At 71.2% G+C, this 12645-nt stretch carries 11 protein-coding genes; 7 read left to right on the forward strand and 4 right to left on the reverse strand.

Translation table 11 applies throughout. From position 1 onward, the window contains the following. Window positions 1-60 precede the first annotated feature (60 nt). Both ACIO5D_RS22240 and ACIO5D_RS22245 read right to left on the reverse strand, forming a co-directional pair. Entirely contained in the window at window positions 61-1356 is a 1296-nt protein-coding gene (locus ACIO5D_RS22240; protein WP_363605344.1) for a M18 family aminopeptidase, read from the reverse strand. A 506-nt stretch (window positions 1357-1862) separates the two neighbouring features. Continuing rightward, entirely contained in the window at window positions 1863-2351 is a 489-nt protein-coding gene (locus ACIO5D_RS22245; RefSeq protein ID WP_400657280.1) for a helix-turn-helix domain-containing protein, read from the reverse strand. A gap of 355 nt (window positions 2352-2706) precedes the next feature. On the opposite strand from ACIO5D_RS22245, the gene ACIO5D_RS22250 reads away from it, so the two are divergent. The 5 genes from ACIO5D_RS22250 (at window position 2707) to ACIO5D_RS22270 (ending at window position 7812) form a co-directional block, all read left to right on the forward strand. Then, window positions 2707-3063, forward strand: a complete 357-nt coding sequence (locus ACIO5D_RS22250; protein ID WP_400797192.1) for a beta/gamma crystallin domain-containing protein — start codon at window positions 2707-2709, stop codon at window positions 3061-3063. Between the two features lie 118 nt (window positions 3064-3181). Then, window positions 3182-4120 (forward strand): hypothetical protein, encoded by a 939-nt coding sequence (locus tag ACIO5D_RS22255; RefSeq protein WP_400657284.1) that lies wholly within the window; start codon window positions 3182-3184, stop codon window positions 4118-4120. 85 nt (window positions 4121-4205) lie between these two features. Then, a complete protein-coding gene (locus ACIO5D_RS22260) occupies window positions 4206-5816 on the forward strand; it encodes a peptidoglycan-binding protein (protein WP_400797195.1) in 1611 nt (536 codons plus the stop codon). Further along, complete coding sequence (locus tag ACIO5D_RS22265; RefSeq protein ID WP_400797197.1) at window positions 5813-6565, forward strand: ABC transporter ATP-binding protein; 753 nt, start codon at window positions 5813-5815, stop codon at window positions 6563-6565. The genes ACIO5D_RS22260 and ACIO5D_RS22265 overlap by 4 nt, the downstream gene beginning before the upstream one ends. After that, complete coding sequence (locus ACIO5D_RS22270) at window positions 6565-7812, forward strand: ABC transporter permease (RefSeq protein ID WP_363605336.1); 1248 nt, start codon at window positions 6565-6567, stop codon at window positions 7810-7812. The genes ACIO5D_RS22265 and ACIO5D_RS22270 overlap by 1 nt, the downstream gene beginning before the upstream one ends. Window positions 7813-7940: 128 nt before the next feature. Here the strand turns inward: ACIO5D_RS22270 and ACIO5D_RS22275 are convergent, their stop codons facing one another. Further along, the gene (locus tag ACIO5D_RS22275) at window positions 7941-9770 is read right to left on the reverse strand and encodes an acyl-CoA dehydrogenase (protein WP_400797200.1); all 1830 of its coding nucleotides are present in this window, start codon (window positions 9768-9770) and stop codon (window positions 7941-7943) included. 215 nt (window positions 9771-9985) lie between these two features. On the opposite strand from ACIO5D_RS22275, the gene ACIO5D_RS22280 reads away from it, so the two are divergent. After that, window positions 9986-10489, forward strand: coding sequence for an SseB family protein (locus tag ACIO5D_RS22280; RefSeq protein ID WP_400657297.1), 504 nt, complete (start codon window positions 9986-9988; stop codon window positions 10487-10489). Between the two features lie 122 nt (window positions 10490-10611). Further along, window positions 10612-11562 carry a pirin family protein gene (locus ACIO5D_RS22285; protein WP_400797203.1) on the forward strand — a complete coding sequence of 317 codons (951 nt, stop codon included), beginning with the start codon at window positions 10612-10614 and terminating at the stop codon, window positions 11560-11562. Window positions 11563-11604: 42 nt separating this feature from the next. On the opposite strand, the gene ACIO5D_RS22290 is transcribed toward ACIO5D_RS22285, so the two are convergent. Further along, complete coding sequence (locus ACIO5D_RS22290; protein WP_363605288.1) at window positions 11605-12426, reverse strand: integrase; 822 nt, start codon at window positions 12424-12426, stop codon at window positions 11605-11607. Window positions 12427-12645 lie beyond the last annotated feature (219 nt).

The raw sequence follows: 12645 nt of genomic DNA on the forward strand, positions 1-12645 counted from the left end.
ACCCGCGCGAACGCGAAGGGGCCCGGCAGCACGCCGGGCCCCTTCGCCGTACCGGGGGCCTCAGCCCTCCAGGAAGGCCTTGATCGCGCTGGCCAGCAGGTACGGGTCCTCCGCGCCGCACAGCTCACGCGCCGAGTGCATGGAGAGCGCCGCGATGCCGCAGTCCACCGTGCTGATGCCGAGCCGCGCCGCCGTGATCGGGCCGATGGTCGTACCGCAGGGCATGGCGTTGTTGGAGACGAAGGTCTGCCACGGCACGCCGGCCTTCTCACAGGCCGCCGCGAACACCGCCCGGCCGATGCCGTCGGTCGCGTAGCGGTTGTTGACGTTGACCTTCAGGATCGGCCCGCCGTTGGGCATCGGGTGGTGCCCCGGCTCGTGCCGCTCGCTGTAGTTCGGGTGGACGGCGTGGCCCATGTCGGAGGAGAGGCAGACCGTGCCCGCCAGCGCCCGGGCGCGGTCCTCGGGGCTGCCGCCGCGCGCGTAGACGCTGCGCTCCAGCACATTGCCGAGCAGCGGGCTCTGCGCGCCGGTGTCCGACTCGCTGCCGGTCTCCTCGTGGTCGAAGGCGGCCAGCACCGGGATGTACGGCAGGTCGGCGCCCGCGACGGCGGCCAGCGCGGCGGTCGCGGCGTGCACCGAGAGCAGGTTGTCCAGCCGCGGGCCGGCCAGCAGTTCGCGGTCCCGGCCCAGATAGGAGGCGGGCTGGACGTCGTGCGTCATGAGGTCCCAGCCGGCCACCTCGGACGCCTCGACGCCCGCCCGCTGCGCGACGTACTCGATCAGCGAGCCCTCGTCGACCGGGCCGAGGCCCCAGATCGGGGTGAGGTGGCGCTGCTTGTCGAGCTTCATGCCCTCGTTGACCTGGCGATCCAGGTGGATCGCCAGCTGTGGCACGCGCAGCAGCGGCTCGTCCAGCTGCACCAGCCGGGAGCTGCCGTCGCGCAGCGCGAGCCGGCCGGAGAGGCCGAGGTCGCGGTCGAGCCAGGTGTTCAGCGGCACGCCGCCGTAGATCTCCACCGCGACCTGCCGCCAGCCCGCCGAACCGGTGTCCGGCACCGGCTTGACCCGCAGGTTCGGCGAGTCGGTGTGCGTGCCGACCACCCGGAAGGGCGTCTCGGGGCCCGCGCCCTGCGGCACGTACCAGGCGATCAGCGCGCCGCCGCGGATGACGTAGCGTCCCCCGGCCGTCGCGTCCCAGGCGTCGGTCTCGGCGACCTGCCGGAAGCCCGCCTTCTCCAGCCGCTCGGCGGCGCTCGCGACCGCGTGATAGGGCGACGGTGACGTGCCGAGGAAGGCGATCAGATCATCGGTGTGCGTCCGGTCGAAGAAAGCCTGGCGGGCGGCGGTCGACATGCTGCTCCTGAGTCGAGGGAGGGCCGAAGCCGGATGGGGGATCGGCTTCGCACCTTGAGCATATGCCCGTACACGGACATGACACTCGGAACGTCCCAACGGATGCAGAACGCAGACACAACCGTGAAGTGGCCGCCTCAGGACCCCCGGCACCCAGGGGTTTCGACTGATCGCGGACGGTCATCCCCGGCGCGCCGGGAGTCGGCCGGAACTCTTCTGAACTTCCCTCCCGAACCACCGAGTTGAAGCAATGATGGGACCGGTACGCACCGGCGGCAGGCCGGCCCGCACACGACCAGGAGGCCGCACACCGTGACCAGGAACCCGTCCGTGACGCACCGCGCGCTCGCCGCACTCGCCGGCTGCGCCGCACTCGCCGCAGTGGTCACCGGCTGCGGTTCCGGCGACGCCGACCGCACCGCCGCGCCCCGCCACCGCCCGGGCACAGAAGCCGGGCGAGGCACTGCGCAAGGCCTCCCGACCGGCAGGCCGCTCCTGAATGCCCGTCAGACCGGCTGAAGACCGTCGAGCCGCCGCGTCAACTCCTCCAGCGGCAGGCTCGGCACCGTCGCCAGCACCACCCCCGCCAGCCGCACCGCCGCCGGGGATCCCGAGCACGCCCGCAACAACGCCGCCCGCACCCCGGGCTCCCAGCTCCCGGGATCGACCCCACCCAACAGCTCCAGCAGCAGCAGCGCCTCGGCGTCCGTCAGCCGGCCGGCCGACGACGGGTCGGCCGGCCCCTCCAGCGCTTCGCCCGGGCCCGCTTTCGGACAGGCCGCCGCAACCAGCGCCGCCTCCTCGCGGCTCGCCACGCCCAGCGCCTGAACGATCCGCCGCAGCGAATCCGCGCGCGGGCGGGCCCGGCCGCGTTCGAGGTTCCCGATGGCCCGCGCGCTCAGCCCCGAGCGCTCGGCGAGTTCTTCCTGTGTCAAACCGGCCGCCTCACGCGTAGAACGCAGCAGCCCGCCAAAGTACTCCTGCCGCTCTTTCATCCCCGTCCCCCCGGAGGCAGCCACGTCCGATCTCACCTTAGGTAATCGATCGGACACCAGCCTCTGATATGACTTGAATCACAAGTCAATCCGCTCCGAACAAGGGCAACTTGGGCCCGCCCCGTCTCACATGACGAGACGACCCCCATGAACGGGTAACCCGCAGAGAAGTTCCGGCCCAAGTTCCTGTTCATCAGGTCGCTCCCGAACCAGGATCGAAGCCGTGCGAACCGCTCCGGCGACCCGCACGCGGCGGCCCCGCCATGCCGGGCGAGGCCACCGCGCATCTGCTCCGTCGCACCACCGCACAGTCATCAGCCATTCAGTGGCACGACCAGAGGAGCTGGACCCCATCATGGCACTTCGCAAGCGCATAGCGGCCCTGGCCATCGTCGGCAGCGCCGCCCTCGCCGGCACCGTCGTGGCCGCTGGCCCGGCCGCCGCGATCGACCGGGTCGACACCAACACCTGCAACTCTCGCAGCGACTTCTTCACGCTCTGGAACTACCCGCCCAAGGTCTGCTTCGCGGGCGACGGCGCAGCGAATGTGGAGATCTTCGACGTCTACCAGGTCAACTCCGGCAACAACAACTCCTACTTCAACTGGCAGAGCACCAACGGCGGTTCCTACCAGAGCCACCTTGGCAACGGCTACTACCAGACCTTCGACCCCCGGGTCAAGGTGACCTGGATCTACATCAACGGCCGCTGATCCACTGAGAACACCGGGCGTGAAAGAAAACTGAGCATCATGTCGGTGGTGAGTTCAGCAAAGGGCTCACCACCGGCAGCCCCGGGTGCGTGTCCGGACAGATCGCGAGGAAGAGACTTTGGCACACCATCTGACGACCCGTTTCCTGCCTGCGGCCATCATGATCGTCGGCGCGGTCACGGTCTCCGCCTGCGGAGGGCCCGGCGAGAACACGAAGGACGCTCCGCCGGCGGCCGGCCCGATACCCGTGATCACCGACCCGAGCCAGATCACCCTGCCGACCGACGCCTACCTTCCCACTGTCGCGCAGGTCCGCCAGGTGGTACAGGCCCAGGACGCGGTGGCGGCAGTCTGCATGCGGGAGTTCGGATTCGCCGGGCAGACGACGACCCTGGTGGGAGTCGACGAGGAGCCCCGGCGTCGGCTGACACACAGCCCGCTGTACGGCTACTTCGACGTGGTCGGCAACCAGTCGAAGGGGTACGACAACGTCCTCAGGCCGGATCAGTCGATTCCTGCCGGATCCGGTCCGGCACACACCCCTTCCGTCGAGGAACAGATCGCCTTCACCGGCTCCGGCATTACGGCCGGCCAGGCCACAGACAAGATCAACGGAAAGTCCGTTCCCCCTGGTGGATGCTCGGGGAAGGGACGGGACACGGTCGGCAACGCGCCCATAATCTCCGACACCTCGCTTCCCGACGGCGGCCCGAAGATACCCACGACCGACCCTCGCATCGTCGAGGCGTATGCCAAGTGGTCGGCCTGTATGCGGGCCAAGGGCTACAGCTACAAGGATCCTGTGGCAGCCAACCTCGACCAGAAGTGGCACCAGCCGTCAGAAACTCAACAGGCGAGCACCGAGCAGGTCGCCACCGCCACCGCCGATGTCGAGTGCAAGCTCGCCGGCAACACGGTGGGGGTCGTCGTGGCGGTCCAGAATGCCTACGCCAAGCAGTACGTCGAGGCCAACGCGGCCAAGCTCGCGACGTTCAGGCAACAGACCGACGATCTCCTCAGGAGGGCCGCACAAGTCCTTGCGGGCAGCCAGGGCTGACTTCCGGACCACCCCCTTACCTCCCACCGACAACCCATGGACGACACTCTCCCGTAGTGAAGTCCTCGGGGAGACAGCTTTGTTGATGACAGGCAAGAAGGCCGACCGACTGCGCGACGCCCACGCCGACGACACCGTCGCCCCGTCGCCGGGCCGTTCCCGGGCGGCACGGCGCAAGCGGGTGCTGCTGGCGGTGGCGGCGGGATCGGCGCTGGTCGCGGTCGGCGGGCTCGGGGCCGCGACACTGGTCAAGTCCCCGGCCGAGCGGGCCGCGCGGACCGCTCCGCCGGCGAACAGCCTGATCACCGCGCCGGTGACCAGCCAGGTGGTGAACCAGTCGGTGCCGACCCGCGGCGTGGTGTACCCGCCGACGCAGTACAACATCGTCCCGGCCGCCGCCTCCGCCGACGTCACCCAGCTGTACGTCTCGAAGCTGGGGGTGAAGACGGGCGACAGCGTGGCCAGCGGGAAGCTGCTGGCCGAGGTCTCCGGGCAGCCGCTCTTCGCGCTCAGGGGGCCGGTGCCCGCCTACCGCGACATCAAGCCCGGCAGCAACGGCCCGGACGTCACCGAACTTCAGGACGCGCTGGCCGAACTGGGGCATTCGAGCAGGCCCGACGAGAAGGGCAGCTACGGCCCCGGCACCGCGCAGGCGGTGAGCGACTTCTACCGCAAGCTCGGCTATCCCGTGCCCGTCACCGGCGCCACCACCCAACAGGCCGTCGACACCGCCCAGAAGGCGGTGGACGCGAGCCAGAAGGCCGTGGACTCGCTCACCGCCCAGAAGAAGGCGGGCGCCGCACCGCCCGCCGCTCCGCCGGGACCGGCTCAGACCGGTGCACCCCAGACCGGCGCACCCCAGCCCGGTACACCCCAGCCCAGTGCGCCCCAGACCGGCATACCTCAGACCGGCGCCCCGGCCCCGACCGCCGGGCTCGACCTCGACCGGCAGATCGCCGACGCGAAGAAGCAGTTGACCGCCGACAAGGCCGCCCTCGCCAAGGCCGCCGCGGCGAACGGCCCGATGGTCCCCGCCGCACACGTGGTGTTCCTGCCCACGCTGCCGGCCGCCGTCACGGCGGTCAACGGCTCGGTCGGCTCGCCGGTCAACGGCACCCTGCTCTCGCTCACCAGCGGAGGCCTGAGCCTCACCGGGCAGCTGGCGCCAGGTCAGGCCGCCGGGGTCAAGGCGGGGATGGCCGTGGAGATCCTGGTCGAGGACACCAACACCACGCTCACCGGCACGGTGGCCGAGGTCGGCGCCCCCACCACCACTCCCCCGGCCGGCAAGGTGATCACGCTCGGCGGAGCCGCCGCGGGCGGCGGCGCGGGCGCCGGCGGCACGGCCGGCGGGAACCCGGGATCCGCCGGGGGCCAGCCCAACGCTCCTGGCAGCGGAGTGAGTTACACCCCGATCACGATCAGCCCGACCGCCCCGCTGCCGGCCACGCTGAACGGCAAGAACGTCCGCCTCACCGTCCTGAAGGACAAGGCCGGCGCCCCCGTGACGGCCGTCCCGGTGGCCGCGATCACCACCAACGCGGCCGGCCAGACCTCCGTCACCAAGGTGGACGCCGCCGGCACCCGGACGACCGTGCCGGTGACCACCGGGGTGACGGCCGACGGCATGGTCGCCGTGACCCCGGCCGCCGGGACCGAACTGAGGCCCGGCGACCAGGTGGTGGTCGGCAAGTGAACGACGGACCACCGGTCATCGCCCTCACCGGGGTCGGCCGCAGCTACCCGGGCGAGCCCCCGGTCACCGCGCTGCACCCGTCCGATCTCACCGTCCACCGCGGGGAGTACCTGTCGATCACCGGGCCGTCCGGCTCGGGCAAGTCCACCCTGCTGCACCTGCTCGGCCTGCTCGACACCCCCAGCCGGGGCCGGTACGAACTCGACGGCATCGACACCGGAAGCCTCCGTGACCGGGACCGTTCGACGCTGCGCGGCAGCCGGATCGGCTTCGTCTTCCAGTCCTTCCATCTGCTGCCCCACCGCACCGCCGAGGAGAACGTGGTCCTGGCCCAGGTCTACAACCGCACCCCGGCCCGGACCCGCCGGGCCACCGCGCTGGCGGCGCTGCGCCAGGTCGGCCTCGGTCACCGGACGGACGCGCTGCCCACCACCATGTCCGGCGGTGAGCGCCAGCGGGTCGCGATCGCCCGCGCCCTGGTCAACCGGCCCAGCCTGCTGCTCTGTGACGAGCCCACCGGCAATCTGGACTCGGCCAACGCCGCGGCGGTGCTCACCCAGTTCGACGAGCTGCACGCGCAGGGCTTCACCCTGGTGGTGATCACCCACGATCCGGTGGTCGCGGCCCGGGCCGGACGCCAGGTCGCCATCCGCGACGGCGTGCTCAGCGAAACCGGGACCGCCGAAGCCCCGGACGCCGCCGCCCTGACCGCCGAAACCCCCGCCGCCGAAGCCGAGGTGCCGCTCTGATGGCCCGCGGCGTGCTGCCCGGGCCCGGCTCCCGGCTCGGCCTCAGGGACCTCGGCTCGGAGGCGGTCTCCGGCATCCTCCAGCGGCCCGGCCGCTCGGTGCTGACCATGCTCGGGACGGTGCTGGGCATCGGCGCCTTCGTCGCCGTCCTCGGCCTGACCGCGACGGCCTCCGGCCAGATCGGCGAGCAGTTCAGTCTGACCAAGGCGACCACCGTCCAGGTGACCGACCGGCCCCGAACCGACGGCCTCGCCCCCGGCACCAACCCGCCGACGGACTTCCCGGCGGACGCGGACCGCCGGCTCGCCGCGATCGACGGCGTCCGGGCGGCCGGCGTCTGGTGGCCGGTGCCCGGCAACCTGACCGTCTCCACCCGCCCGAACGGCGAGAACGAGGGAACCGGCCTCACCGTGCTGGCCGCCACCCCCGGCGCCGTGGCGGCGATGGAACCCACCCTGGCCACCGGGGTCACCATGGACGACTTCGTCCAGAGGACCGCCCAGCCGGTGGTGCTGCTGAGCCAGGCCGCCGCCAAACGCCTCGGCGTCAGCCGGCTCGACTCCCAGCCGGCCGTCTTCGTCAACGGGATGCCGTACACGGTGATCGGCATCTACTCGGACGTCCAGCGGCAGCCCAACGCCCTGCTCGGCCTGGTGATCCCGGCCAGTACGGCGCTGGAGCGGTACGGCAACCCCGGCACCGAACCGGACCGCGCGGCCCAGGGCCTGGTCGCCACCCGGGTCGGCGCCGCCTCCGTGGTGGCCGCGCAGATCCCGCTCGCGCTGCGGCCGGACGCTCCGGACTCCTTCACCGTCGTCCCGCCACCCGACCCGCACAGCCTCCAGGACAAGGTGACCTCCGACCTGACTGGCCTCTTCCTGGCGCTGGCCGGGATCTGCCTGCTGGTCGGCGCGGTGGGCATCGCCAACACCACGCTGGTCGCCGTCCTGGAGCGCACCGAGGAGATCGGTCTGCGCCGCTCGCTGGGCGCCCGGACCGGGCACATCGCCGCCCAGTTCCTCACCGAGTCCACGGCCCTGGGCACCCTCGGCGGTCTGATCGGCACCGGCCTCGGCGTGGTCACCGTCGTCGCCGTCGCCGCCGCCCGCGACTGGACGGCCGTCCTCCAGCCCGCCGCCACCCTCCCGGCCCCGCTGGTCGGTACCGTGGTCGGCCTGCTGGCCGGCCTCTACCCGGCGGTGCGCGCCGCCCGCACCGACCCCCTGAAGGCGCTGCGCAGCGGCTGAGCCCGGCGAGGCACGGCGGAGAAGATCCGAACAGCACGAAGGGGGCCCGCCGGTGATGGCGGGCCCCCTTCGTGCTGAGGGTGGGTCAGGCGGCCTGTGCGGCAGGGGAGGAACTCATCCCGACGGGATCAGAACGCCTCCTCCGCGAGCTCCATGATCTCATTGTCGACGCCCTCGGCGATCAGCCGCTGCGGGGTGACGGTCGGCAGGACGTTCCTGGCGAAGAAGCGGGCGGCCGCGACCTTGCCCCGGTAGAACGACACGTCCTTGCCGTTGGCGCCGGACTCCAGCTTGGCCAGGGCCACCGCGGCCTGGCGCAGCAGCAGCCAGCCGATCACGACGTCACCGGAGACCATCAGCAGGCGGGTGGTGTTGAGGCCCACCTTGTACATGTTCCTGACGTCCTGCTCGACCGAGGTGAGGTCGGCCAGCAGCTTGCCGACGATGGCCTCCAGGTCGCCGGCGGCCTTGGCGAGCAGGGCGCGCTCGGCGGCCAGGGCGTCGCCACCCTCGGCCGAGCCGAGGAACTTCTGGATCTGCTCGGACAGCGCGGTGAGCGCCTGCCCGCCGTCCCTGACGATCTTGCGGAAGAAGAAGTCCAGGCCCTGGATCGCGGTGGTGCCCTCGTAGAGGGTGTCGATCTTGGCGTCCCGGATGTACTGCTCGATCGGGTACTCCTGCAGGTAGCCGGAGCCGCCGAAGGTCTGCAGGGACTGGGCGAGCTGCTCGTAGGACCGCTCGGAGCCGTAGCCCTTGACGATCGGCAGCAGCAGGTCGTTCAGGCGCTCGGCGGCCTCGTCGGTCTCGCCGCGCAGGCGGGCGGCCAGCACGTCGTCCTGGGTGGAGGCGGTGAACAGGACCAGGGCGCGCATGCCCTCGGCGTACGCCTTCTGGGTGAGCAGCGAGCGGCGCACGTCGGGGTGGTGGGTGATGGTGACGCGCGGGGCGGCCTTGTCCCCGAACTGCGAGATGTCGGCGCCCTGCACGCGCTCCTTGGCGTACTCCAGCGCGTTGAGGTAGCCGGTGGAGAGGGTGGCGATGGCCTTCGTGCCGACCATCATCCGGGCGAACTCGATGATCTTGAACATCTGGCGGATGCCGTCGACCGTCTCGCCGAGCAGCCAGCCCTTGGCGGGGTGCTTGGCGCCGAAGGTCATCTCGCAGGTGTTGGAGGCCTTGAGGCCCATCTTGTGCTCGACGTTGGTGGCGTAGACACCGTTGCGCTCGCCGAGCTCGCCGGTCTCCCAGTCGAAGTCGAACTTGGGCACGATGTAGAGGCCGAGGCCCTTGGTGCCCGGCTTGCCGCCCTCGGGGCGGGCCAGCACCAGGTGGATGATGTTCTCGGACATGTCGTGCTCGCCCGAGGTGATGAAGCGCTTCACACCCTCGATGTGCCAGGAGCCGTCCTCCTGCTTGATCGCCTTGGTGCGGCCGGCGCCCACGTCCGAGCCGGCGTCGGGCTCGGTGAGCACCATGGTGGCGCCCCAGAGGCGCTCGGTCATCCGCTGGGCGACCTTACGCTGCTCCTCGGTGCCCTCGTCGTAGACGACGCCGGCGAAGGCGGGGCCGGAGGAGTACATCCAGATCGCCGGGTTGGAGCCCAGCACCTGCTCGGCGTAGGCCCAGATCAGCGAGGACGGGGTGACCTGGCCGCCGATGCCCTCCGGGATGCCCAGGCGCCACCACTCGGCGGCCATGTAGGTGTCGTAGCTCTTCTTGAACGAGGCCGGGACCGGAGCGGTGCCGGTCTCAGGGTCGAAGACCGGCGGGTTGCGGTCGGCGTCGGCGAAGGACGCGGCGAGGTCGTTCTCGGCGAGGCGCGCGATCTCGCTCAGGATGTTCTTCGCGGTCTCGACGTCCATGTCCGCGAACGGTCCGGTGCCGTACACCTGCTCGCGGCCGAACACCTCGAAGAGGTTGAACTCCACGTCCCGCAGGTTGGACTTGTAGTGACCCATGGCCGTTTTCTCCGGTTCGTCGCTTCCGGGAGACCGCCGCGTTCGGGCGCCCCGTACCCACCAGTAAGCATCATGATGCTACCCAGCGGTAACTTGTTTCAAGCCCCTGACGGCGAATCCGCTATGAACGTGGTCACGTCCCACAAGCCGGGACGACCACTCATTGTCAGGATCGACGCCCGCACGGGCGGGTGCGCTCCCGATAGCCTGTCCGTGTGTACGGATATGACCAGAACGCATACCCGGGCGACCCCTACCAGCAGCAGGCGGGTCCGCAGCCGGGCATGAACGGCATGCCCGGCCCCGGCCCGTACGGCGAGCAGCAGCAGGCGCCGCAGCAGTCCCTCTACCCCGAGCCGTCGCCGCCCTCACTGGCGGACGCGGTCCGGGCCTTCACCACCGGGTCGATGGCGGTGGAGGACTTCCAGGCCATCTTCATCACCTCCAGGGTGCACTGCCCGCGCGGCGACCGCCCCGGCTTCCTGGCGCTGCACAACACGCCGACCCCGGTGATCCCGATGTTCAGCTCCCTGAAGGAGCTGCGCCGCTACGCCGGCAAGGACTCCAAGCACTTCACCGTCACCGGCGCGGAGGTCCTCGACCTGCTGCCGACCGGGTACGGCTTCGCGCTGGACATGGAGGGCGAGCACCGGATGGTCTTCGACGCCAAGGCGGTGGAGCAGATGGTCGACTTCACCATGCGCCGCATGTACGGCTGATCCGCCGCGACGGGAGCCCAGGGACTCCCCCGTCACCACATGGTTCAAAATTCAACTTGCTTCTTGTTGAGGATTGAACTAATCTCGTGCATGCAGGCCACAAACTCCCGAAGGAGGCCGACATGCCCGCCGTGACCGTCGACAACCCGCTGACCCTCCCGCGCGTCGCCACCCCCGACCCCGCCGTCACGAGCGCCCGGCCGGTCCTCACCGTGGTCACCGCGCCCGAGGGCTACGAAGGCGAGGGCTTCCCGGTCCGCCGCGCCTTCGCCAAGATCGACACCAAGTACCTCGACCCGTTCATCATGATGGACCAGATGGGCGAGGTGGACTACGCGGCCGGGGAACCCAAGGGCACGCCCTGGCACCCGCACCGCGGCTTCGAGACCGTCACCTATCTGATCGACGGCGAGTTCATCCACAAGGACTCGCACGGCGGCGGCGGCCACCTCGGCGGCGGCGACACCCAGTGGATGACGGCCGGCTCCGGCATCCTGCACATCGAGACCCCGCCGGAGTCGCTGGTGCTGACCGGCGGCCTGTTCCACGGCATCCAGCTCTGGGTCAACCTCCCGGCGTCCGACAAGATGACCGCACCGCGCTACCAGGACATCCACGGCGGGCACGTCAAGCTGCTCTCCACCCCGGACGGCGGCGCGATCCTCCGGCTGATCGCCGGTGAGCTGGACGGCCACCAGGGTCCGGGCGCCACCCACACCCCGATCACCCTGCTGCACGCCAGCATCACCCCGGGCGCGCAGGTCACCCTCCCGTGGCGGCCCGACTTCAACGCGCTGGTGTACGTGCTGAACGGCGACGGCACGGTCGGCGCCGAGGGCCGGCCGGTCCACACCGGGCAGGCCGCGGTGTTCGGCGAGGGCGACACCCTGACCATCTCCGCCGACGCCAAGCAGGACTCCCGGCACCCCAACCTGGACGTGATCGTCCTGGGCGGGCAGCCGATCCGGGAGCCGGTCGCCTGGTACGGACCGTTCGTGATGAACAGCCACCGCGAACTGGAGCAGGCCATGCGGGACTTCCAGTCCGGCTCGTTCGGCCACCCGGTCGACTGACCCGGCACCTCCCCCGGCCCTGTACGCCCAAGCCCTGAGGCCTCAGAGCACGGCGTACAGGGCCGAGGCGTCGTCGTGCGTCTTGCCGCGCGGCCAGCGCTCGCAGGCGGCGTCGGACCGTTCGACCGCCCGCACCCGGGCGATCAGCTCGGCCGGGCCCGACTCGGCGAGCAGCCGCAGCACGTCCGCCCACCCGCCGAGGCCGAAGCGCTCGGTGTAGCGCGCGGCTCCGTCGGTCAGCGCGGCCACCGCGTGCAGTCGGTCCAGGCCGACGAAGCCGGTCTCGGCGTGCTGGGCGGCCTTCGGGCCGGCCGCCGCGATCCACGGACCGTCGCCGGTGTTCCGCACGGCCCGGACGGCCAGCGCGTACTCCAGGTGCAGCGCGGCGCGCTCGACCGAGCCGGGAACGGCGGACCAGACCTGCCGGCGCAGCTCCTCGCCGTCCGGGAAGCGCTGGTTGTCGCCGATCACCTTCGGCGGGCCGTCCTTGGGCTCCAGCACCAGCAGGGAGTCCCCGAGCACCAGGTACTCCAGCGAGGCGCCGTGCCGCCGGGCCGCGACCACCATGGCCGCGGGCGTGTTGGGGTGGGCGAGGTCGCAGCGGCCGCCGTGCAGCGCGGCCGTCTCCACGATGGCGTCGGCCAGGCACTCGGCGATCGAGCGGTCCGCGCGGTCGGTGAGCCGGGCCAGCAGATGCACCCCCAGCCGGCGGACGTACCAGGCGGTGCCGTGGCGGCAGCCGGATTCCAGGCCGGGCGGCGTGCTCGAACCGTCGAGCAGGACGAACGCCTCCGGCGAGACCGCCGCGAAGTCCTCGTTCTCCCGGTCCGGCCGCTGTGCTTCCCCTGCGAGCTGTACCTGCATCCCGACAGTGTGGCCGCCGTCCGCCGCCCGTGCCCGGACCGCTGCACCGGTGTGGCGCCGACGGCGGGGCACTGGCCGCCCGGCGTCCGGTGGCAGCCGGGGTGATTCGGCCATACCGTCGGATATCGAGTGGACAATTCGGCCGATCAGGGCCTGTCAGGTTTGGGATCTCCTTCGGGGGTTCCGGCGGCCCGGGACTGACGAGGAGCACGGGATGGT

This window comes from Kitasatospora sp. NPDC087315 (assembly GCF_044744345.1).
In the GTDB taxonomy this organism is placed as follows: Bacteria; Actinomycetota; Actinomycetes; order Streptomycetales; family Streptomycetaceae; genus Kitasatospora.